The 23,321-nt window shown below is 42.2% G+C and carries 22 protein-coding genes, 1 tRNA gene and 1 CRISPR repeat array; of the genes, 15 read left to right on the forward strand and 8 right to left on the reverse strand.

The window, feature by feature from the left end; genetic code table 11:
• Nucleotides 1-92: 92 nt before the first annotated feature.
• The 3 genes from PI95_RS19940 to PI95_RS19950 all read right to left on the reverse strand — a co-directional run bounded on the left by PI95_RS19940 (nt 93) and on the right by PI95_RS19950 (nt 4,531).
• Complete coding sequence (locus tag PI95_RS19940; protein ID WP_039742812.1) at nt 93-1,532, reverse strand: type I restriction-modification system subunit M; 1,440 nt, start codon at nt 1,530-1,532, stop codon at nt 93-95.
• 68 nt (nt 1,533-1,600) lie between these two features.
• Nucleotides 1,601-3,934, reverse strand: coding sequence for an EcoAI/FtnUII family type I restriction enzme subunit R (gene hsdR / locus PI95_RS19945; RefSeq protein WP_163519029.1), 2,334 nt, complete (start codon nt 3,932-3,934; stop codon nt 1,601-1,603).
• Between the two features lie 120 nt (nt 3,935-4,054).
• Entirely contained in the window at nt 4,055-4,531 is a 477-nt protein-coding gene (locus PI95_RS19950) for a MerR family transcriptional regulator (protein ID WP_039743983.1), read from the reverse strand.
• An 81-nt stretch (nt 4,532-4,612) separates the two neighbouring features.
• Here PI95_RS19950 and cas12k point away from each other — a divergent pair, with 81 nt between their 5' ends.
• Nucleotides 4,613-6,532, forward strand: a complete 1,920-nt coding sequence (gene cas12k / locus PI95_RS19955) for a type V CRISPR-associated protein Cas12k (protein WP_039742799.1) — start codon at nt 4,613-4,615, stop codon at nt 6,530-6,532.
• A gap of 445 nt (nt 6,533-6,977) precedes the next feature.
• Nucleotides 6,978-7,443: direct repeats of the CRISPR family, unit length 37 nt; unit sequence GTCGCAACCCTTCTTCCAGCTATGGGAGGGTTGAAAG.
• Between the two features lie 280 nt (nt 7,444-7,723).
• Here the strand turns inward: cas12k and PI95_RS19960 are convergent.
• Nucleotides 7,724-7,805: transfer RNA gene (locus tag PI95_RS19960), tRNA-Leu, on the reverse strand.
• A gap of 91 nt (nt 7,806-7,896) precedes the next feature.
• On the opposite strand from PI95_RS19960, the gene PI95_RS19965 reads away from it, so the two are divergent.
• The gene (locus PI95_RS19965) at nt 7,897-8,037 is read left to right on the forward strand and encodes a hypothetical protein (RefSeq protein ID WP_163519031.1); all 141 of its coding nucleotides are present in this window, start codon (nt 7,897-7,899) and stop codon (nt 8,035-8,037) included.
• Nucleotides 8,038-8,102: 65 nt separating this feature from the next.
• Here PI95_RS19965 and alr read toward each other — a convergent pair whose 3' ends face one another.
• Entirely contained in the window at nt 8,103-9,290 is a 1,188-nt protein-coding gene (gene alr / locus PI95_RS19970; RefSeq protein WP_039742796.1) for an alanine racemase, read from the reverse strand.
• An 80-nt stretch (nt 9,291-9,370) separates the two neighbouring features.
• Nucleotides 9,371-9,511, reverse strand: coding sequence for a hypothetical protein (locus tag PI95_RS19975; RefSeq protein ID WP_163519032.1), 141 nt, complete (start codon nt 9,509-9,511; stop codon nt 9,371-9,373).
• Between the two features lie 127 nt (nt 9,512-9,638).
• Between PI95_RS19975 and PI95_RS19980 the strand changes: the two genes are divergently transcribed.
• From PI95_RS19980 to PI95_RS20015, 8 genes are all read left to right on the forward strand, one after another.
• Nucleotides 9,639-10,136: an HNH endonuclease gene (locus PI95_RS19980; protein WP_039742791.1), complete on the forward strand. Its 498-nt coding sequence runs from the start codon at nt 9,639-9,641 to the stop codon at nt 10,134-10,136.
• A 722-nt stretch (nt 10,137-10,858) separates the two neighbouring features.
• Complete coding sequence (locus PI95_RS19985) at nt 10,859-12,133, forward strand: DHH family phosphoesterase (RefSeq protein WP_039742778.1); 1,275 nt, start codon at nt 10,859-10,861, stop codon at nt 12,131-12,133.
• Nucleotides 12,134-12,290: 157 nt separating this feature from the next.
• Entirely contained in the window at nt 12,291-12,785 is a 495-nt protein-coding gene (gene sixA, locus PI95_RS19990) for a phosphohistidine phosphatase SixA (RefSeq protein ID WP_039742774.1), read from the forward strand.
• A 112-nt stretch (nt 12,786-12,897) separates the two neighbouring features.
• On the forward strand, nt 12,898-14,034 hold the full coding sequence (locus PI95_RS19995; protein WP_039742770.1) for a citrate synthase: 1,137 nt from the start codon (nt 12,898-12,900) through the stop codon (nt 14,032-14,034).
• Nucleotides 14,034-14,192 (forward strand): hypothetical protein, encoded by a 159-nt coding sequence (locus tag PI95_RS20000; RefSeq protein WP_163519033.1) that lies wholly within the window; start codon nt 14,034-14,036, stop codon nt 14,190-14,192. Before PI95_RS19995 ends, PI95_RS20000 begins: the two co-directional genes overlap by 1 nt.
• Before the next feature lie 131 nt (nt 14,193-14,323).
• A complete protein-coding gene (gene nuoH, locus PI95_RS20005; protein WP_039742767.1) occupies nt 14,324-15,442 on the forward strand; it encodes an NADH-quinone oxidoreductase subunit NuoH in 1,119 nt (372 codons plus the stop codon).
• A 94-nt stretch (nt 15,443-15,536) separates the two neighbouring features.
• Nucleotides 15,537-16,121 carry an NAD(P)H-quinone oxidoreductase subunit I gene (gene ndhI, locus PI95_RS20010; RefSeq protein WP_039742763.1) on the forward strand — a complete coding sequence of 195 codons (585 nt, stop codon included), beginning with the start codon at nt 15,537-15,539 and terminating at the stop codon, nt 16,119-16,121.
• Nucleotides 16,122-16,337: 216 nt separating this feature from the next.
• Entirely contained in the window at nt 16,338-16,985 is a 648-nt protein-coding gene (locus tag PI95_RS20015) for an NADH-quinone oxidoreductase subunit J (RefSeq protein ID WP_039742759.1), read from the forward strand.
• On the opposite strand, the gene PI95_RS20020 is transcribed toward PI95_RS20015, so the two are convergent.
• Nucleotides 16,958-17,185 carry a hypothetical protein gene (locus tag PI95_RS20020; protein WP_236117120.1) on the reverse strand — a complete coding sequence of 76 codons (228 nt, stop codon included), beginning with the start codon at nt 17,183-17,185 and terminating at the stop codon, nt 16,958-16,960. The two genes, PI95_RS20015 and PI95_RS20020, sit on opposite strands and share 28 nt — an antisense overlap.
• On the opposite strand from PI95_RS20020, the gene nuoK reads away from it, so the two are divergent.
• Nucleotides 17,180-17,485 carry an NADH-quinone oxidoreductase subunit NuoK gene (gene nuoK, locus PI95_RS20025; RefSeq protein ID WP_029636295.1) on the forward strand — a complete coding sequence of 102 codons (306 nt, stop codon included), beginning with the start codon at nt 17,180-17,182 and terminating at the stop codon, nt 17,483-17,485. The two genes, PI95_RS20020 and nuoK, sit on opposite strands and share 6 nt — an antisense overlap.
• Before the next feature lie 6 nt (nt 17,486-17,491).
• Nucleotides 17,492-18,415, forward strand: coding sequence for an NAD(+) kinase (locus PI95_RS20030; RefSeq protein ID WP_039742752.1), 924 nt, complete (start codon nt 17,492-17,494; stop codon nt 18,413-18,415).
• A gap of 91 nt (nt 18,416-18,506) precedes the next feature.
• Here PI95_RS20030 and PI95_RS20035 read toward each other — a convergent pair whose 3' ends face one another.
• The gene (locus PI95_RS20035) at nt 18,507-18,899 is read right to left on the reverse strand and encodes a RidA family protein (protein ID WP_039742748.1); all 393 of its coding nucleotides are present in this window, start codon (nt 18,897-18,899) and stop codon (nt 18,507-18,509) included.
• A 396-nt stretch (nt 18,900-19,295) separates the two neighbouring features.
• Here PI95_RS20035 and PI95_RS20040 point away from each other — a divergent pair, with 396 nt between their 5' ends.
• The 3 genes from PI95_RS20040 (at nt 19,296) to PI95_RS20050 (ending at nt 23,186) form a co-directional block, all read left to right on the forward strand.
• Nucleotides 19,296-20,924: a glycosyltransferase family 39 protein gene (locus tag PI95_RS20040; protein ID WP_039742745.1), complete on the forward strand. Its 1,629-nt coding sequence runs from the start codon at nt 19,296-19,298 to the stop codon at nt 20,922-20,924.
• 177 nt (nt 20,925-21,101) lie between these two features.
• Nucleotides 21,102-21,578 (forward strand): DM13 domain-containing protein, encoded by a 477-nt coding sequence (locus tag PI95_RS20045; RefSeq protein WP_039742742.1) that lies wholly within the window; start codon nt 21,102-21,104, stop codon nt 21,576-21,578.
• Between the two features lie 165 nt (nt 21,579-21,743).
• A complete protein-coding gene (locus PI95_RS20050) occupies nt 21,744-23,186 on the forward strand; it encodes an ATP-binding protein (RefSeq protein ID WP_039742740.1) in 1,443 nt (480 codons plus the stop codon).
• Nucleotides 23,187-23,321: the final 135 nt, after the last annotated feature.

Here is a 23,321-nt window from a genome sequence, read left to right on the forward strand (position 1 = left end):
TTATATTATTAATTTATCATTGTAAATCGCAGATGTAGGGGCGGGTTTATGAATATTATCGTTGATAATTGAGCATATCTGTGAACCCGCCCCTACCCATCACCCTCTAACGCTTCCATTAATTCAAATTTCAACTTATTCCGCACATCACCCAACTCTGCTATGAGTTTTTCATGCTCTGCTAACATCTCATCTAAATTAGCGTGTTCTACATCAACTTTGTGAGGATTTTTAATATCTAGATTGTAATTATTCGCTTTCAAATCTGCAATTGAAACCTGCCAAGCAAATTCATTTTCCTCGCGGTTATCCCACCATTCTTGTTCCGGTGCAAATTCCTCAAAGCGAATTGGTTTAGTTTTTGAGTAAGACTTATAACCTGCTGGGTAAGGGTGTTCATAATACCAAATCGTTTCTGTTGGTTCACCTTTAGTGAAAAATAGCAGATTAGTTTTAATACCTGTGTAGGGATTAAATACACCATTTGGTAAGCGAACAATTGTATGAAGGTTACAATCTTGCAGCAGTTTTTCTTTAATCCGCGTTTTCACACCTTCCCCAAACAGTGTTCCATCTGGTAAAACTATTGCCCCTCTACCACCTTCTTTGAGTAAATGAGCAATCAGCACCAGAAATAAATCTGCCGTTTCTCGTGTGCGGAACGTAGTGGGAAAATTGTCCTCAATGCCATCTTCTTCCATCCCACCAAAAGGCGGATTAGTGATAATTACATCCACCCGTTCTTGAGGACTGTAATCGCGCAGTGGTCGTGCCAAAGTGTTATCATGTTCCGCTTCCGGCACATCAATACCATGTAAAATCAAATTCGTCACGCAAAGGTTATAAGGTAACGGCTTTTTCTCAGTACCGCGAATCGTCCGTTGCAGAATTTCTGGAACATCAGCACTTTGAAAATGTTGGCGAATGTAATCAATAGCTGCTGTTAAAAAGCCACCTGTACCGCAAGCTGGGTCAAATACAATTTCGCCTAATTGCGGCTTGATTCTATCAACAATAAACTTTGTCACCGCACGGGGAGTATAATATTCTCCCGCATTACCCGCACTCTGCAAATCTTTGAGAATCTTCTCGTAAATTTCGCTGAACTGCTTTTTCTGCTCTTTTTTATTAAAATCAACTTCGTTGAGCTTATTAATTACTTGGCGGATGAGAGTGCCATTTTTCATATAGTTGTAGGCATCCTCAAACACCTTACCAATCATCTGCCCACGCGCATCAGTTGCCGTAGTTCTCAGTTCTTTGAGAGTTTTAAATAAAGCATTATCTACAAAATCTAGTAAAGCATCTCCAGTCATACCTTCTGCATCTGCTGCCCAGTTACGCCAACGCAACCCTTCAGGAATCGGAGATTTATAATTATCCTCTAGCAGTTCATATTCTTCTTCACGGGCATCAAAAACCTTGAGGAATATCATCCAAACTAACTGGTTAATGCGTTGCGCGTCGCCATCAACGCCCGCATCCTTCCGCATGATATCTTGAATAGTTTTAATTGTAGTGCTGATTGACATAATATGAGACTGCGATCGCCGATTGGCACGATTAACCTAGAAGAGAAATCATATCCTATTCCAGGATGTCAAGATACTCGATATAGTTCTGACTTAAGAACGGACAATGCTTGTAAGTAAGCTTGCTTACCACCAAAAATCTTAATTATCTCTAACGGAGTGCCTAAATCGCTGATTGGTTTCACCTTTAATACATCCAGACTTTCAATATCTTCAATCCCCTCATCAGCATATTTATCCAACAAAGCATTGAGAACAGTTCTAGCTTGTTCGCCATACTTGCTAAAGTAGTCACGCTTGCGGACATTGTTCGCCCTTTCTTTCCGTGTTAGTGGCGGTTGATCAAAGACAATATGACAAATCAAGTCTAAGGGGTCAAAATCCTTACCAACCTCATTTTCCAAAGCTTCTAAAGGCACTCCCAACACTTGTAACTCTTGGATAATAGCCTGCTTCTGCTCCGTAGAGTGCCATTTCTTCAAGAAAGCATCTAACGAGGCATACTCCTGACTAACTGTTTTGCGAGTATAGTCTTTAATCGATTCCGTAATTAGCTTACCGTCTTTGCCGTGGTATTGCTCTCGGATAAAAGCAACAGACACCTCTTCGTCTGCAATTACATACCTATCCCGCGTTTGCTTGCGGCTAATCTCGCCATCATCTATAACTACCTCATCGTCTCCAGGATCGGGTGGGACAATTGGATCAATTGGCTTAGGTTGATAAATTTGTACAGGATCGCCATCAAAGTCAGGGTCAGCAAATAACTCAGTCGCTTTTTTAAAGTCGATAATTGTGAAGAACATTTTGCCATAGTCTTCATCAATGCGAGTTCCGCGACCAATAATTTGCTTAAACTTGGTCATTGACAGGATGCGCTGGTCTAAAACAATCAATTTACAGGTTTTAGCATCAACACCAGTCGTCAGTAACTCAGAGGTAGTAACAATCGTGGGATATTTACTTTCTGGGTCAATGAAATTATCTAGTTCTGCCTTACCCTGAGTATCATCCCCAGTAATTCGCATAACGTAGCGGCTATTCTCCGCCATCAAATCAGTATTTTCGTTCACCAATGCCACCCGCATCCGTTCTGCGTGGTCAGTCGTCTCACAAAAAATGATCGTTTTGGCAAAGCGATCGCTTGATTTGAGATAATCAGAAATAATCCGTGCAACTAACTCGGTACGCTTCTCTAAAACCAGAGTTCTATCAAAATCTCGCTGATTAAATACTTGGTCGGGAATTTCTTTACCATATTTATCCGTTTGTCCTGGCTTTGGTTTCCACCCACTCAAATCTTGAGCGAAGTCAATGCGAATTACTTTGTAGGGAGCTAAAAAACCATCTTCAATCCCTTGTTTGAGCGAATAGGTAAAAACTGACTCGCCAAAATAATTGATATTAGAAACTTCTTCTGTTTCTCTTGGGGTAGCTGTCAAGCCAATCTGCGTAGCATTTCTAAAATATTGTAAAATTTCTCGCCATGCCGAATCCTCAGCCGCGCTTCCCCGATGGCACTCATCTATAATAATTAAGTCAAAAAAATCTGGTGAAAATTGGCGATAAATGTTTTTCGCCTCTTCATTTCCCGTTACTGCCTGATATAGACATAGATAAATTTCGTAAGATTTATCTATCTGTCGCTGCTTAATTTTGGTCATTTTTGAGGCAAAGGGTTTAAAGTCATTGACTCTAGTTTGATCGACCAAAATATTCCGATCTGCCAAAAACAGGATACGCTTTTTCGCCCCCGACTTCCACAACCGCCAGATAATCTGAAAAGCCGTAAAAGTCTTACCTGTACCCGTCGCCATCACTAACAGAATGCGGTTTTCTCCTTTGGCGATCGCTTCAATTGTGCGATTAATGGCAATCTGTTGATAATAGCGTGGCTGTTTTTTATCAGGACTGGGATAGTAATCTTGAGCAACAATCGGCTGAATGTCTGAGTTAATTCCCTTCCAATCACAGTATTTTTGCCAAAGTTCTTCCGGTGTCGGGAACTTATCGAGGTATATTTCTCGTTCTCGCTGTCCCTGAGTAATTGTGCGATCGCACATCATAAAAGCGTCGCCATTGGAGCTAAAGATGAATGGTACATCAATTAATTCACCAGTTGCGATCGCCTGCTGCATTCCCGCGCTGACACTGTGATTATTATCTTTAGCTTCAATGACAGCCAGTGGCACACCAGGTTTGTGATACAGCACATAATCAGCGCGTTTCTGCTCACCTCGACTAGCAAGCTTACCCCTAACAATCACCCTACCTTTTGTCAGAGTCACTTCCTCACGAATCTGAGTCTTAATGTCCCATCCCCGATTAATCAGAGCAGGTGTAATGTATTTCGTACAAATGTCACGTTCACTCAGAGATTTCTTGTCAATTTCTTCTGGCATAAAAGGTCAGCTTGAGGTCGATCACACGTAGTATAATTATATACTAATTTAAAAAATCTTAAGTATGAGACTTGTGTTGCGCTATTTTGCAACCACTGAACTTATATATCCAACGTCAAATTAGCTACTAAAGCTTTTAAGATTGTCCCTTAATTGTTGATGCACGCGATCGCACCAAAATGGAATCACAGTTTGTCCTTGACAAAGGGCTTCTAGGGCAGCTTGTTTATCAAACTCTGCCATTTGCAAAGGTTGTTCATGCGATGGCGAAACGCCCACCTTCGGTGATCGCGTGGGTAATAACATTAGCCGCTTCATCTTTTCTTCGGGGACAGACTCATCAAATAACCAAGGTTCCCGTTCGCGCAGTGTTTCCAATGCTGCATGGCAAACCTCAAAATTTAAACCGATTGACAGCAACTGTTCCATTACCGTTAACGCCAACAGATCAGCTTTGGAGTAGTAAACATTACGACCTTTACCACTACTGTTAACCGTAGGTACTATAACTCCCTTCTCCCGCCAATACTGCAACTGACGGCGAGAGCAATGAGTAATTTCTGCAGCTTCGGTGCTTGTGTAGAACTTTCCTTCCATAAGAATCATCCTATAGAATGATCTTTTAAAACACATTATTTTTTCGTAAAACATGATGTGTTTTTGTGACAATTTATTTTTATGAGCCAGATTACTATTCAATGTTGCCTAATTGCCAGTGAATCTACCCGCCAAAAACTCTGGAAGTTAATGGCACATTTGAACACACCCCTAATTAACGAACTGCTTCAACAACTTAGTAAACATCCAGATTTTGAGAAATGGCGAAAAAATGGCAAACTACCGTCAACTGTTGTTAACCAACTTTGCCAACCCCTAAAAACTGACCCTAGCTTTACGGGTCAGCCCAGCCGTTTGTATCTATCAGCAATTCATGTTGTGGATTACATCTACAAATCTTGGCTGGCCATACAGAAACGGCTACAGCAGCAGCTAGATGGCAAGATACGCTGGCTAGAAATGCTGAACAGCGATGCTGAATTAATAGAAATTAGCGGTTGTAGCTTAGAGGCAATTCGTACCAAAGCTGCCGAGATTTTGGCAATAGCTACGCCAGATTCTGACGTAGCTGCTCCTTTGACTAAAACAGGAAAGGCTAAAAAATCCAAAAAATCATCCGCTTCCAATCCTGACCGTAGCTTATCTCATAAATTATTTGATGCTTACCAAGAAACGGACGACATACTCAGCCGTAGCGCCATCAGTTACCTGCTGAGAAATGGCTGCAAACTTAATGACAAAGAAGAAGACCTCGAAAAATTTGCTAAACGCCGCCGTAAGGTTGAAATCCAAATTCAACGGCTAACAGACAAGCTAACAAGTCGAATTCCCAAGGGTCGAGATTTAACCAATGCTAAATGGTTAGAGACACTCTTCACTGCTACAACCACCGTTCCAGAAGACAATGTTGAAGCAAAACGCTGGCAGGATATTCTGTTAACCCGATCAAGTTCTGTTCCATTTCCCTTAATTTTTGAAACGAACGAAGACCTAGTTTGGTCAAAAAATGAAAAAGGTAGACTCTGTGTTCACTTCAATGGCTTGAGTGATTTAACTTTTGAAGTGTATTGCGATCGCCGTCAACTGCACTGGTTTAAACGCTTCTTAGAAGACCAACAGACTAAACGCAAAAGCAAAAATCAGCATTCTAGTGGCTTGTTTACTCTCAGAAATGGTCGTTTAGCTTGGCAAGAAGGTGAAGGTAAAGGTGAACCTTGGCAAATTAACCGATTGACCCTTTATTGCTGTGTAGACAATCGCCTGTGGAGTGCTGAAGGCACAGAACAGGTTCGCCAAGAGAAAGAAGAGGAGATTACCAAATTCATCACCAAAATGAACGAGAAAAGTGACCTGAGCGAAACACAGCAAGCTTTTATTAAACGTAAAGAATCAACACTAACTCGAATTAACAATTCTTTTGAGCGTCCTAGTCAATTCCTTTACCAAGGTCAATCACACATTTTAGTAGGTGTAAGCCTGGGGCTAGAAAAACCTGCAACTGTTGCTGTAGTAGATGCGATCGCAGGCAAAGTCTTAGCTTACCGGAGTATTAAACAATTACTTGGTGACAATTACGAACTTCTCAATCGCCAGAGACGACAACAGCAGTACCTATCTCACGAACGCCACAAAGCACAAAAAAGCTTCTCTCCCAATCAATTTGGTACATCTGAGTTAGGGCAGTATGTAGACAGATTATTGGCTAAAGAAATTATTGCGATCGCACAAACCCATAAAGCTGGCAGTATAGTTTTGCCTAAGCTAGGGGATATGCGAGAGATTGTCCAAAGTGAAATTCAAGCCATAGCCGAAGAAAAATTTCCCGGTTATGTTGAAGGTCAGCAAAAATATGCCAAACAGTACCGGGTTAACGTCCATGGGTGGAGCCACAGCAGATTAATTCAGAGCATTCAAAGTAAAGCCGCTCAGATAGGAATTGTGATTGAAGAGGGAAAACAACCGATTCGAGGCAGTCCCCAGGACAAAGCAAAGGAATTAGCACTTTCTGCTTACAATCTTCGCCTAGCTAGGCGAAGTTGACAAATATCTGAACCTTGACAATAAAATAATAAATAGCGCCGCAGTTCATGCTGCTTGCAGCCTGTGAACTGTGTTAAATGAGGGTTAGTTTGACTGTAGCAATACAGTCTTGCTTTCTGACCCTAGTAGCTGCTCACCCTGATGCTGCTGTCTTCGGACAGGATAGGTGCGCTCCCAGCAATAAGGGCGCGGATGTACTGCTGTAGTGGCTACTGAATCACCCCCGATCAAGGGGGAACCCTCCCCAATTCTTCATTTGACGCTTTTTAGCAAAGTGAAATTTGCTAGAAGATTCGCGCAAACTCTGAAAACCTTACCATACAAGGAATTTAGTTATAAATTTCTTTTGTGAACAATTCAAAAATTACATCCTGGAAGGATATTTGACGAGGTTCGCGCAAGTAAGCTCTGGAAACGTTGCTAGGCAAGGGTTTGATCTAGTGCCGTCGCAACCCTTCTTCCAGCTATGGGAGGGTTGAAAGAGACCATAGCTTCCAGTCAGAAGTAGTTAACTGGTCGTCGCAACCCTTCTTCCAGCTATGGGAGGGTTGAAAGGAGCTTACAGTTCCTGCTGCCCCCAAATACAACCGTCGCAACCCTTCTTCCAGCTATGGGAGGGTTGAAAGGAAGGCTTGCCCGTTTTTCGATATTATTGAAAAAGTCGCAACCCTTCTTCCAGCTATGGGAGGGTTGAAAGCAAGCACCTTACCCGTTTTTTCATTCTACGGTAGTCGCAACCCTTCTTCCAGCTATGGGAGGGTTGAAAGTAAATGTGGTAATAGTGAATGTCATAGTATTTTTAGTTGCAACCCTTCTTCGAGCTATGGGAGGGTTGAAAGTAAAGCCATGTTGAGAGCAATATTCGCTATCAAACGTTGCAACCCTTCTTCCAGCGATGGGAGGGTTGAAAGATATTTGAAACTGAGATTAGTTTTGGGTTTCAGTAAGTATTAAATTTAGGGGTGGGTTGAAAGCAAGTCCTTTTATCCGCTTGTTTGAATTGTTCTGTATGATAATTACAGAGTGTATTATCTTAGCGACATTAATTTGTCACCATTAAATGAGCGACACCTAATTTGCCACGACGACAACTAGTCTGGCTCAATGACAACAATTTGTCACCGACGACATATAATTAGTCACTGTACATTAAGTATAAATTGTAGCCAAAAAACTACAACTTTTAAATAGTGCGGATAAAAGGACTTGAACCTTCACTCCTCTCGGAACTAGAACCTAAATCTAGCGCGTCTGCCAATTCCGCCATATCCGCATCAGTTTTCTATATTAGCATAACAAATCATCTGTGGCAATAGGGAATTGGGAATTGGGCATGGGGCAATGGGCATGGGGGAGCCAGTGCGTTGGGGAGGCAGTGCGTTGCGGGGGTGGAGGAGTTTGTAGCACCTGCCGTCGGGGATGCCGACAGTCACGCATCTGGCGTCATGGGCAATGGGGCAGGGGGGACAAGGGGGGCTTTCTTAGGCTTTCTTAGGCTTTCTTAGGCAGGGGGAGTTAAAATTACCAATGCCCAATGCCCTATGCCCTATGCCCTATGCCCAATTTTCAATCAAATCACACCAACACGAGGCAGACGATGTTTGAATCCGCAGAGAATTTCCCAAGAAATGGTGTTTAATTGTTCTGCCCAATCGTCGGCAGTAATTTTTTCTTTTCCCTCTTCCCCAAGTAAGGTGACTATTTCGCCTTCTTGTATATTTGGTAAAGTGCTGACATCGAGCATTAATTGATCCATTGTAATTGCGCCAATCTGTGGTACTCGTCTGCCTTGAATTAATACTTGCATTTTGCCGGAGAGATTGCGAGGAACTCCATCAGCATAACCAATACCGACGACGGCAAGGCGCATTTCGTGTGGGGCAATAAATTGATGACCGTAGCTGACACCAGTGCCAGCAGCGATGGTTTTGATGTGGGTGACTCGCGCTTTTAATTGTAAAACTGGCTTTAAGTCAAGACGCGATCGCAAGTGAACAGCTGGCGAAAGTCCGTATATAGCTAACCCCACACGCACCATATCATAATGTAAAGCCGGATCTGCAAGAGTGGCGGCTGAATTTGCCAAATGTAAACTTGGTGGTTTTATTCCCAAAGCTTTAATTTGGGCGATCGCCGACTCAAATCGTTGATGCTGTTGTATCATCACTTGCGGATCGAGACTATCTGCGGTTGCCAAGTGAGAATAAATGCTTTTTATTTCTAAATGAGGCAAAGAATGCACTAACTGGACAAACTCACCTGCTTGCTGCCAATTTGTACCTAATCTAGACATTCCCGTGTCTAGTTTGATGTGTACGGGGATGGAGTCAGTAAATTTAATCGCTTCTAAAGTGTCGGAAAATATTAGTGCTTGCTTTGGGCTGCACAGTGTAGGCTGAAGTTTCCAGTGAGCGATCGCGTGAATTTGCTCTAATGTATGAGTTGCTCCTAAAATCAAAATCGGAGCTTTAATTCCAGCTTCACGTAATTGAATTCCCTCTGGAACCGTAGCGACTCCTAACCAACTTGCCCCGGATTGTAACACTGTCTGAGCGACTGTTACAGATCCATGTCCATAAGCATCAGCTTTTACCACTGCCATTAACTCAGTACGTGGCGATAACAAACTTCGCAACTGATGTACATTAAAAGACAAAGCACCTAAATCAATTTCCACCCAAGCGCGTTGCGAGAACCACGCATAAGTGTCGCACTGCTGATTTTGCGCCACACTATGAGTTTGCTTGCGACTTAACATTTTTACCTTCTCCTATCACACCATTTTGATAGATATCTGTGACTATCTAGTTATTCCACCGCTAGAAGCACTCATCAGATTTAATCAGAAAGTTGACTTTTCGTCACTTGATTGGCACAAGCTGATAATTTGATGCTGGCAAAGTTAAGTCTAGTATCATTTTTCACTCCCCCTTGTCCCCCCACTCCCCCTTGTCCCCCCACTCCCCCTTGTCCCCCCACTCCCCACTCCCCTAGAAAGACTTATCAAAAATATCTAAATTCTGCCGGAAGTATAATTTATTCTCATCTTCCAAGCCGAGTATAATTGTGTTAATATATGTAAAACTAATACCTTGAGCGTTAATCAATGGGGAAGGTTTTAGTCCTTAACGCCTCTTACGAACCGCTCAACATCACTTCTTGGCGTCGCGCGGTGGTTTTGTTGATCAAAGGCAAGGCAGAGCGGGTGGAACACAATGGGAAATTTTTGTATTCGGAATTTCCGCTGCCAACTGTGATCCGCTTGCGCCATTATGTGCGCGTTCCCTACAAGGAAATTCCTCTTACTCGCCGAAATATATTGCATCGTGACGGTCACACTTGTCAATACTGCGGTTACACAGGAGATGAGTTGACGCTAGACCACGTTTTACCGCGATCGCGTCGTGGTGGCGATACCTGGGATAACATTGTTACAGCTTGTGTCCGCTGCAATGTTAAAAAAGGCAACCGCACGCCTCACGAAGCTAACATGCCTTTGCGTCATCCGCCCAGACAGCCTTATAGCAGCCTCTACTTTGAGGTCAGCAAACATCTTAAAAGTGGACTTCACCAAGAGTGGCAAAAATATGTCATAGGACTTTGATAATTATTTTTCCTTTCTACACAGCAGTTGGAAGAAAGTAAGCGTTTTTGTCGCCTATTCCCAGGACAGACATTTTAACTTTCCTTTGCGGGTTATGAACTGTTCTAGAGATAACGCCGCATTTTAGCTTAATCAATAGAATTTTGCCACATCATCTGCCAAAGCTGTCAGCGAAAATAAGCGTGCGAACTAAGGTAGCTTTTAATTATACATCAAAGTGCTACCAAGTAACTAAGATACGCTTTAAATGAGCGGAATATTCACACGCAAACATTAACAGCCCGTTTTTGCGCTCGAAATAATTGTTAATTGTTGATTTCGCTTTTAGCGGGAAGTAGAGACTAGTACACATAGATGAAAATTAAAAATTAAAAATTCGCGCAAGAAGATTGAAAGTTCCTATCTTATTTTTTTTGCTCGAACTTTACGCAAAATTAAAAAACCTGTATTCTGAGCTTGTGATTCATTTTCATCCATGTGTACTAGTAATAAGTACATAGATAGGGAAAAATTTCAAACCTCAAAAGTTATAGTTTTTGCCTATATTGTAAAGATTAATCTTTACAATTAGCCTTGGGGAAAAAAATCAACTTGCAGACACAGTGCTAGGCTGCAAAAATTTTGCGAAGATCATATAGGTGTGGCGAAACCAATAAATGAGCAGTTGTATTTATTAACAAATAAATTTAAATCAAGCCTCACACTCACAAAAAAACTTGTTTATGCAATTAAATTCTCACCGTACTCAATTGAAAAGCTTGTCATTGACTTCGGAAGTCAACCCTGATGATTTGGAAATAAACCAAGAAGCGATTGAGCTTCCAACCACAAAGCCGTCCTTTGTGACAAGTGATGTCCATAATTCTTTAGCTGGACGTAACAGCGAGGGAAATCAGAAGTCAGAAGAGTTGCGTCATACGCTTACAGCACACCGACACGATCGCCAGCTGATAATTCTACAAGATTTTCCTGACCCGGATGCTCTTTCTTCTGCTTGGGCTTATCAGTTAATTGCCCAGCAGTACGATATAAAATGTGAAATAATTTACGCTGGCACACTCTCGCATCAAGAAAACATTGCCTTAGTCAAGCTGACAGGTTTACCAGCACAGCGCTGGTCAGTGCAAACCCTCAGAAGCAAGGATTTGTCATCTTATCAAGGTTTCGTATTAATCGATAACCAAGGAACGACCAGTCAACTATTGCCAGTAGTGCAGCAGGCAGGAATGCCACTAGTAGCGGTCATCGATCATCATAGTTCACAAGGAGAACTAAAGTCAGAATTTGTTGATATCCGTCCGTTTGTGCGAGCGACGGCAACGATTTTTACACAGTACTTACAAGCAGGGCTACTGAGCTTAGATAATGGCACAAATCAGCATATAAAATGCGCTACTGCCTTGATGCATGGCTTGCGATCTGATACAAATCGTCTGATGCAAGCGCAAGAAGAGGATTTTATGGCAGCTGCGTATCTAAGTCGGTTTTGTGACGTACAATTGCTGAACGCGGTACTTCAGGCAAATCGTTCCAAGCCTGTGATGGATGTGATTGAGCGATCGCTTAAAAATCGCATCGTCCAAAATAACTTCTCGATAGCTGGTGTGGGTTATTTACGCTACGATGACCGCGATGCCATCCCCCAAGCGGCTGATTTTCTGGTGACAGAAGAAAACGTGCATACCGCCGTAGTTTACGGCATTGTTCACGACGAAGATGACGAACTCGAAGTAGTTGTCGGTTCTTTGAGAACTACCAAACTTACCTTAGACCCCGACGAGTTTATCAAAGAAGCCTTTGGGCAAGATAGTACAGGACGCTTTTTTGGTGGTGGGAGAACCAGCGCAGGTGGTTTTGAGATTCCGATGGGTTTCTTGTCTGGAGGCAACGAAAATTCTGCCTATGCGAAGATGAAATGGGAAGTCTTTGATGCTCAAATTAAGCAAAAGTTGTTGCGGTTGGTGAATCCTAAAGATAATTTGATTCAAGCTGAGTAGGGATAGTGGATAGTGGGTAATGGGTAGTGGGTAATGGGTAATGGGGATTTGAAGAGGGGGAAAGGGGAAGAATTATTCCTAATTCCCAATTACCTATTACCAATTCCCAATTACCAATGCCCAATGCCCATTGACAACTATCAACTAACAACTAACTGTGGAACTGTATTTAATTCGTCACGGTATCGCCGAATCGGGTGGATCTCAGATAACAGATGAAGAGCGATCGCTTACCAAAGAAGGGCGACAAAAAACAGAAAAAATTGCCCAACGCCTGAAAACGTTGGGTTTACACTTTGATTTGATCGCCACCAGTCCCTTAGTACGCGCTCGCCAAACCGCCGAAATCCTCATTGCCACCGGATTAAGTTCGCAAATGGAAGAATGTACCCACCTGGGCTTTGATGGCGATATTCGTAGTTGGGTTGCGGACTGGTTGGAACCGAGAAATTATTCATCCCAAACGCAACTTGCGCTGGTTGGACATGAACCTTGTTTGAGCGAATGGGCGTCCATTCTCCTTTGGGGTGATGCCAAACAAGGTTTAGTCTTGAAAAAAGCAGGTATGATCGGAATAAAACTACCAGAAAAAGGCTCATATCTGGGTCGTAGTCAGATGTTTTGGTTGACACCACCCAAGTACTTGCTATAGCGGTTTCTTTATAGTTTTCAAAGAACTATGGTTACAAGAGATACTGTTATGGCGATAACAATTTCTGGTAAGTTAGCTTGAGCAAAACTTTCAAAAAACAGATGGTGTTGCCATGATGGTGTGCGAATATAAGCCCGGTTTGGAAGGCATTCCCGCCGCCGAATCCAGTGTCAGCGATGTTGACGGGCAAAAGGGAATACTAGAATATCGTGGCATCCGAATTGAGGAACTAGCACAAAAAAGTACATTTCTGGAAACTGCTTATCTGTTAATCTGGGGTCAGTTGCCCACCTCAGAAGAACTGCAAGCGTTTGAGCATGAAGTTCGCTTCCACAGACGGATAAAATATCGCATCCGTGACATGATGAAATGCTTTCCAGAAAGCGGTCATCCAATGGATGCTCTGCAAGCCTCAGCCGCAGCTTTAGGCTTGTTTTATTCGCGCCGTGACTTACATAACCCTGCCTACATTCGGGATGCAGTGGTTCGCTTGTTGGCAACCATTCCGACAATGGTAGCAGCGTTTCAGTTAATGCGAAAAGGTAACGATCCGGTGCGTCCTCGCGATGACCTGGATTACTCCGCTAACTTTCTCTATATGTTGAACGAGAAAGAACCCGATCCGCTAGCGGCACGAATTTTTGATGTCTGCTTGATACTTCATGCCGAGCATACGATGAATGCTTCCACCTTCAGCGCGAGGGTGACAGCTTCTACCTTAACTGACCCTTACGCCGTGGTTGCAAGTGCAGTCGGAACCTTGGGAGGACCTTTGCACGGTGGGGCAAACGAAGAAGTAATTCAGATGTTAGAAGAAATTGGCTCGGTAGGGAATGTGCGTCCCTACTTAGAAGATTGTCTGCAACGCAAAGCCAAAATTATGGGCTTTGGACATCGTGTCTACAAAGTGAAAGACCCGCGAGCCACCATTTTGCAAGACTTAGCACAGCAATTGTTTGCGAAGTTCGGCAGTGACAAGTACTATGACATCGCCGTTGAGATGGAACGGGTGGTAGAAGAGAAACTCGCTCACAAAGGAATTTATCCGAATGTTGACTTTTATTCGGGTTTGGTGTATGCAAAATTAGGAATTCCTACAGACTTGTTTACACCAATATTTGCGATCGCTCGTGTTGCTGGTTGGTTAGCTCACTGGAAAGAACAACTCGCAGAAAACCGCATTTTCCGTCCTACCCAAGTTTACAACGGTCAGCACGAAATTGCTTACACCGCGATTGAAGAGCGTTAATGGGGAATGGGGCATCGGGCATGGGGCATCGGGCATCGGTAATAATTCTTTTCCTTTTCCCATCGCCCAATGCCCATTGCCCAATGCCCTCAATCATTACCATAGGTAAAACTTCTCATCAGGTAGACGAGGGGAAAAACCATCCAACGATATACTAGGCATGGTAATTAGCAACAAATCTTCAATCAAGCGTCAACAAGAGCAGAATTATTAATGGAAAAATTTACAAATATTAACTCAAATTAATAGTTGTAAATGACTAAGACTCGATGACTTCAACAACGGAAAAATGAATCCAGGAATTGACCTCCAAGGAACTTTTATTAAATCCCTGATGGATTTGGGGCTACCATCCGGCACAGCCAAAGCAATTTGGATGCCCCTGCCGATGATATTGATGCTCATTGGGGCAACAGTTGGTGTGCTGGTTTGTGTTTGGTTAGAAAGGAAGATTTCCGCAGCCGCACAGCAGCGGATTGGACCTGAATACATAGGACCTTTAGGCTTGTTGGCTCCTGTAGCCGATGGTCTAAAGTTGGTATTCAAAGAAGATGTAGTGCCAACTCAAGCTGACCCCTGGCTGTTTACCCTCGGTCCAATCATCGTTGTATTGCCAGTATTTCTGTCATATCTGATTGTGCCTTTTGGACAGAATATCCTGATTAGCAATATTGGTACAGGAGTCTTTTTGTGGATTGCTTTATCTAGCATTCAGCCGATTGGCTTGCTGATGGCTGGTTACGCCTCAAATAACAAATACTCCCTCTTAGGGGGGTTGCGGGCAGCAGCGCAATCGATTAGTTATGAGATTCCTTTGGCGTTATCGGTGTTAGCGATCGTCATGATGTCTAACAGCCTCAGCACCGTTGATATCGTCAATCAACAATCGGGTTACGGCATTTTAGGCTGGAACGTTTGGCGGCAACCTGTTGGTTTCGTCATCTTTTGGATCTCCGCTCTTGCCGAATGCGAACGTATGCCTTTTGACCTACCCGAAGCCGAAGAAGAAATAGTAGCAGGCTACCAGACTGAATACTCTGGGATGAAATTCGCTCTGTTCTACCTAAGTTCTTATGTCAACCTGGTGCTTTCTGCCTTGCTAGTATCAGTTTTATATTTGGGTGGCTGGGATTTTCCCATTTCACTTAACTTGATTGCCAGTTGGGTCGGAGTTAGCGAAACTAATCCGGTATTGCAGATTATAGATGCCTCACTAGGCATCACCATGACTCTACTTAAGGCTTACTTCTTAGTCTTTCTCGCAATTCTGTTGCGCTGGACAGTGCCACGGGTTCGCATTGACCAATTGCTAGATTTAGGATGGAAATTCTTACTACCAGTTGGGTTGGTTAACCTTCTATTAACCGCAGCCTTGAAACTAGCCTTTCCCTTTGCTTTTGGAGGCTAAACCAATTTTAGATTTTAGATTTTAGATTTTGGATTGATTCTAAAATCTAAAATCCCAAATCCAAAATCCAAAATTGATAAGAGAGAGACACAAAATGTTAAAGTTCCTAAAACAAGTTGGTGATTACGCCAAAGAAACGGTACAAGCGGCTCGTTACATTGGTCAAGGTTTGTCTGTCACCTTCGACCACATGCAACGGCGTCCAATAACGGTACAGTATCCTTACGAAAAACTGATTCTTGGGGAGCGGTTTCGCGGTAGAATTCACTTTGAATTTGATAAGTGCATTGCTTGCGAGGTCTGTGTTCGTGTTTGTCCAATTAACCTGCCTGTAGTTGATTGGGAATACGACAAGGCAAGCAAAAAGAAAAAGCTCAACCACTACAGCATCGACTTTGGAGTTTGTATCTTCTGCGGTAACTGCGTAGAATTTTGCCCAACTAACTGTTTATCGATGACAGAAGAGTATGAGCTTTCCACATACGATCGCCATGAGTTGAACTATGACAACGTGGCGTTAGGTCGTTTGCCTTACAAAGTTACAAATGACCCGATGGTAACACCGCTACGCGAACTGGTCTACCTACCCAAAGGCGTGATGGAACCCCACGGTTTGCCAGCCGATGCACCCCGCGCCGGTGCCCGTCCAGAAGACTTAGTGGAACAGGAAAAATCATAATGTTAGTGGGAGCGTGGGAGCGTAGATAGTGGATGGTGGAAGCGTGGGAGCGTAGATAGTGGATGGTGGATAGTTGATAGTTAATAACTGTTAACCGTCAACCATCAACCAACAACCATCAACCAACAACTATCAACCAACAACCAACAACCAACAACTATCAACCAACAACCAACAACTAACAACTAACAATCAACCGACAGAGGACAAAAAACAGTGAATCTAGCGGAAGGAGTACAAATTGTTTCCTTTGGCATACTGGCGGTGATGATGGTAGGATCGGCGCTTGGTGTAGTGCTGTTCTCAAGCATCGTCTATTCTGCTTTTATGTTAGGAGGCGTGTTTATTAGCATTGCTGGCTTGTATCTGTTGCTCAATGGCGACTTTGTAGCATCAGCACAATTGCTAATTTACGTCGGTGCGGTGAACGTGCTGATTTTGTTTGCCATTATGTTGGTAAATAAACGGGAAGATTTTGTGCCGTTTCCCAATGCTTGGATACGTAAAGCCCTAACGGGGGTAGTCAGTCTAGGATTGTTTGCCCTGTTAAGTACGATGGTCTTAGCGACACCTTGGAGTCATTCAACTCCTGTTGTGGGTGGTGAAAGTTCCATCGTTTTGATTGGTGAGCATTTCTTTACTGACTTTTTGCTACCTTTTGAACTCGCTTCCATTTTGTTGCTGATGGCAATGGTGGGAGCAATTATTTTGGCGCGTCGCGAGTATTTGCCAGAGGCATCATCATCTGGATTGCCGCAAACCATTTTAACTTTGCCAGAACGCCCCAGAGAACTAGTATCGGCTGGTACTAGTACTGACTTAGATGGTACTGATACTTATCGTGGTGGTTCTCGTCGCGAATAATCAAACAAGGGAATGGGGAATGGGTAATGGGGAATAGGGAATGGGGAATGGGGAATAGGTGAATAAAAATAATTACTGCGTTCCCAATTACCGCGTTCCCAATTACCCATGCCCAATGCCCCAATGCCCAATGCCCCATGCCCAATTCCCAATGCCCAATTCCCAATGCCCATTAACAACCAACAAACAAATTCATGCAACTCCAGTACTTTTTATTACTAGCAGCGGCTTTGTTCTGTATTGGCATCTTTGGCTTGATTACTAGCCGTAATGCCGTGCGGGTGCTGATGTCGATTGAGTTGATGCTGAATGCTGTTAATCTGAATTTAATGGCATTTTCCAACTTCCTAGACTCAACATTAATTAAAGGTCAGGTTTTCACAGTATTTGTGATTACCGTGGCAGCTGCTGAAGCGGCAGTTGGTTTAGCGATCGTGCTTGCCATTTATCGCAACCGCGATACTGTCGATATGGAGCAGTTTAATCTTCTGAAGTGGTGATATGAAGTGCAACTCAAGCAAGTAATCATTGCTTATAAAGCCAGAGACCCCCAAAGCAAACGCTGGGCTGAAATCTGCGCCAAGCAACTTGAAGACCGCCAATGCCACGTATTGATGGGACCCAGTGGACCAAAAGACAATCCTTATCCGGTGTTTTTGGCTTCTGTAGGGCAACCAATCGATCTGGCTGTGGTACTTGGCGGTGATGGTACTGTTTTAACTGGTGCAAGACATTTAGCCCCAGCTGGTATCCCAATTCTGGCAGTGAATGTGGGAGGTCATCTGGGGTTTTTAACTGAGTCGGTGGAAGAATTTCAGGATACAGAGAAGGTTTGGGATCGACTGCTGGAGGATCGTTATGCTATCCAGCGGCGTATGATGCTACAAGCTGCGGTTTATGAGGGACATGGGACAAATATAGAACCTGTTACCGAACGCTACCTGGCTTTGAATGATATGAGTATTAAACCCGCTTCCGCCGATCGCATGATCACTTCAATTTTAGAAATGGAAATTGATAGTGAAATTGTCGATCAGTATCAAGGAGATGGTTTAATTCTAGCTACTCCCACAGGTTCGACTGGTTACACCGTTTCTGCCAATGGTCCGATTATGCACGATGGTATGGAAGCGATTACCATTACTCCCATTTGTCCGATGAGTCTTTCTAGTCGTCCTTTGGTCTTACCTCCCGGTTCCGTTGTCAGCATCTGGCCCTTGGGGGATTATGAGTTAAGTACCAAGCTGTGGATGGATGGAGTGTTAGCTACTTCGATTTGGCCCGGACACCGCGTTGATGTGCGAATGGCAGATTGTCGCTCTAAGTTTATTATTCTGCGGGAAAATTATTCCTACTATCAAACGCTGCGAGAAAAACTACTGTGGACGGGGACAAGGATTCGCTACAGTAATAATAATCAGCACAATTGATAGAAGTAGAAGCGATCGCAGTTATTGAGTTAACAAAGAATATGCGATCGCTTGATAACTACTTGTCACCAGATATTGCCTTCAAATTTCACTACACATCTGGGCAAACTGCATCTACCTCAACTTCAATCAACATCGCTGGATCAATCAAAGATTTTACTTCAACCATACTTGTAGCAGGCGGATTTTCTCCAAAAAATTCTTGATGCGCTCGTCCAAATTCAGCCCAAAGGGTGATGTCTGTGACAAACATCCGCGTTCGTACTACACAGCTTGTATCAGCACCCAAGTCTTGCAAAGCTTTTTGAATAATCTCAAAGCAGCGTTTTGCTTGCTTGTAAGCATCACCAGACGCAAACACGCTACCAGCTTCATCAACTGACGCAGTACCGGAAAGATAAATCAAATTTGCAACTTTCACCCCTCGACAGTAGCCTACTTTTGACTCCCAAGATGCACCAGAAAATGTTCGCTTAACTTGCATGGTAAATAAACCATGTGAAACGTTATGTTAATTAATTAGGAATGAGCGCAAAAATAATAGCCAAAGCCTATTATACAGTAGCGGCAATTCATGAATTACCGCTACTTACGACACGGCGTTATTATTGCGTAAGTTTTGTTAATCTTACCTGCAATAACAATACCAGGACTTACGCAGTTTAAAAGTAGTTTTGAGAAATTTAATACAAATTTACTATATTATTTTCAGAGTTAATAAAGATAAGGTATTTATCGCTAATGTGCCAAATTAGGTTACTGTCAAAGTAAGTTTGGTGATATTTTACAATAAACGGCTCTGTGTGAGTACGCGAGTAAGCCCGATCTAATTAATTCACCTACTTTTGTAATTTTTTTTAACAACTTCTTGGGATTAGTTATGCATCATTTTAAACTTGCTCCCAGTTGGTTGCGATTTTTAATTGTTGTCTTGTTGGTGATAGGTATATTTTTTCGTTTTGTTAACCTGGAGCGTAAAGTTTACTGGCATGATGAAACTTATACCTCATTGCGGATTTCGGGTTACACAGTAAAGGAAGTAAGACAGCAAATTTTTAATAATCGTGTAATTACGGGGACATATTTTGATAAGTACCAACGTCCTAATTCGGAAAAGAACTTAGGTGACACAATTAAATCTTTAGCAATAGAAGATCCACAGCATCCACCACTTTATTACATAATAGCTCGATTTTGGGTGCAAATTTTTGGCAGTTCAGTAACAGCAATTAGAAGTTTGTCTGCTTTTATCAGCTTGCTGGTGTTTCCGTGCGTTTATTGGTTATGCAAAGAATTATTTAGAGTGCCATTGTCAGTTCCTTTTATAGCGATCGCTCTTATGGCAATCTCCCCGATTCATCTTGTCTATGCTCAAGAAGCACGAGAATACATGCTTTGGACAGTAACTATATTACTATCTAGCGCCTCACTGCTGCGAGCAATTCGACTAGAATCAAAAAGTAAAGAGTTAGCCAAAAAACACCAAGCGTCAGATTCTATTTTTGCATGGGGAATTTATGCAGCTACTTTAGCAGTAAGCTTATATACATTTTTATTAAGTGGATTTGTCGCGCTTGCTCATGCTATTTATATACTAGCAAGTGCTAAATTTCAGTTTACTAAAACAGTAAAAAATTATCTTTTTGCTTCACTGGCAGGCTTTTTAGCCTTTATGCCTTGGATATTAGTTGTCTTGTTCAACTTTTCTCAATTGGACTTGGTAACATCTTGGACAAAGACGCAAACTAATTTTGTCACTTTAATTCAAGGTTGGCTGATTCAATTAAGCCATATTTTCTTTGATTTTAACTTGGGCTTTGAAAATCCTCTCAGCTATTTCATTGCACCAGTTATTTTAATATTCGTTGGTTATGCAATTTATTTTCTTTATCGGACAACTAACCAAAAAAGCTGGTTGTTTATTGTCTTATTAATTGCCGTCCCAGCGTTACCTTTAATCTTACCAGATTTGCTGTTTGGGGGAATACGCTCATTAAGCGATCGCTATTTATTGCCTTCTTATTTGGGTATTCAAATTGCTGCTGCTTATCTGTTAGCTACTCAGATATATAGCGGAAATTTAGCCCGTCGGCAAATCTGGCAAATAATTACAGTGCTAGTAATTACCTGTGGAATGATTTCTTGTGGGGTAAATTCTCAAGCCGAAACTTGGTGGAGTAAGCTAATTAGTTATGGTAATCCACAAGTTGCCACAATTATCAATCAAGCTTCTCGCCCACTTTTAATTAGTGATTCTTTTGGCATTAATTATGGAAATGTCTTTTCTCTCAGCTATCTTTTAGAACCAAAAGTGCGCTTTCAGTTAGTGAAAGAACAAAAGACACCTAAAATTTATAATCAATTTACAGATATATTTTTCCTAAATCCTGCAAATGATTTCCGCCAAAAAATAGAAAAAAGCAATAAATCTAAACTAAATGTTGTTTATCAAGATAACTATTATTCACTTTGGAAACTAGCAAAATCCCACATCTTGCGCCGACTTTGATATTTGACTTCCAAACTGAAAAAATCAAATACCTAACTTCGAGCGAGAAGTCGGGTATCTGAACAAGTTAGAAAAAACTGAACAGAAAATCTAAACCAATTCTCAGCTTAAATTAATTTAGTCAGGGGAATGAGGCTTTAAAGTGTCATTAGAGACGAATTTAAGGACACTAAAGCTATGAAATTCAAGTTTTTAGCAGTTTTGGGTATCGCTGCTGTTTTAAGCGTAAGCTATGCAAAAGAGGCAACCTCAAAGCAAGTAAGTACGCAGATGCAGCATACAACGGCAAGTACTACTGTTGCACAAGCGACGCAAGGTACAGCCACAGATTCTGGAACTTTTAAAGCTGGGGAACACCCTACTCAAGGTACGGTTAGCGTAGTTACCGATAAAGGAAAACGCTACCTAGAGTTTGATCAAAGTTTCAAAACTGATAATGGTCCCGACTTATACGTGATTTTGCATCGTTCGGATGCACCCCCAATAACGGGTATTAAAAAGAAAGATTATGCAAGCATTGCCCGTTTACAAAAGACAAGCGGTGCTCAACGTTATGCGCTTCCTGACAATGTTAATTTAGCAGACTTTCGTTCTGTGGCGGTATGGTGTCGTAAATTCAATGCTACTTTTGGCTACGCACCTTTGGGTAAATAGTTATACTGTGAGTAGCAAGCATGAAGGAGGTAATTGGTAATTAAATTTGTGAGTTAGGAGTTAGGAGTTAAGTATAAGAAAATACAAATACGAAAAGTATTCAATTGAATTCGCTATTACTCTTAACTCCTTAATATTTAATCCTAACTATAGCCAAACATAAGAGTGAATCAAATCAAGAAAATTTGCAGAAATATTGACCCGTTTTCATTGCGGGTGCGCTTAACAATTGGTGTTGCTGCGGTTTCAGCTTTGGGATTAGGTAGCCTCGCTATCTGGACAAGTTGGGAAATGCAACAAATTTTGATTGATAGTCATAAACATAGTATTGAACAAATTGCTACACGTTTACCGCGTGATGTGCAACTTTATAGTGAAATGTTGCCCCCCGAAACAGGGTTGCAAAAGGCAATTAATAACTTAACTAGTGCAAATACATTGTTATGGGTAAAAAATCCTGAAAGCAAAATGCTGGTAAAATCTACCATTGGCAATTTGCTATCTGATTCTACAGCAGCCGAGTTAATGTCTTTGACAGAAATGCCGGCTAAACCCCAGGTTCACAAAGTTAGTCAACGCTACTTTGTTTTATATTGTAATTCATTGCGCGTGCAGGGCAAGGTGCTGGGAAATCTGTTTGTTGTGCAGGATATTACCTACGAACAAACAATGTTTCAAGCAATGCTGAGGAGTTTGAGTATTGCCAGTGTTTTGGCGATTCTGATGATTTCTGTGGCGATCGCCTTTTATATTAAACGTTCTTTGCAACCTCTGCGCCAGCTTAGTCAAATGACAGAAGTTATTTCTGCTGAAGATTTACCAGAAGCGCATTTATATCTTGATAACGCACCTAGCGAAGTTAAAGAATTAACGCAAACATTCAATATGATGTTATCTCGCCTCTCTCAATCTTGGGAGCAAGAGCGACAATTTGTTAGTAATGTTTCTCACGAATTACGCACGCCTTTAACTATTGTACATGGTTACTTGCAAAGCGTATTGCGGCGGCAAAATAACTTAACAGAAATTCAACGCGAAGCTTTAGAAACAGCTGCATCCGAAGCCGAACGCACGATTCGACTTTTACAAGATTTACTTGACTTAGCACGGGCAGATAGTGGTTATTTGCATTTTCGGATAGAACCTTGCGTGCTGAATGACTTAGTTGCAGAAGTTGTGACTATGGCAAAAAAGTATAGCGATCGCACTATTATAATTGAATCAAAAAATGAATCACTCTTAGTAAAAGCAGACTACAACCGCCTCAAACAAGTATTGCTTAATTTAATTGATAATGCTGTTAAGTATTCGCAACCCGATACAACCGTGATTGTGAAGTTATATCAACAAGAAGAATCGGCAATAATTCAAGTTCGCGACAAAGGTTATGGGATTCCTTTACAACACCAATCGCGGATTTTTGAGAGATTTTACCGTGTAGATGAAGCGCGTACAAGTTCCACCGGGGGTTGTGGTTTGGGGTTGTCGATTGTGAAGACACTTGTCGAGGGTATGGATGGAAGTGTCACAGTGCGATCGCGTTTAAGTGAAGGAAGTGTGTTTACAATCACCTTGCCCGCTTTGGGGACAAGGAGACAAGGGGGATAAGGAGACAAGGAGACAAGGGCGACGGGCGTGGGGGACAAGGGTTTCACACTCATGTAGACAAAAATGGACAGGCTTGTTTTAAAGATCCTCAACACGATAGCGAGTCACAAAGGATGTTCGCGCTTCGCGTCTGGT

Source organism: Hassallia byssoidea VB512170 (genome assembly GCF_000817785.2).
GTDB lineage: Bacteria > Cyanobacteriota > Cyanobacteriia > Cyanobacteriales > Nostocaceae > Hassallia > Hassallia carrinoi.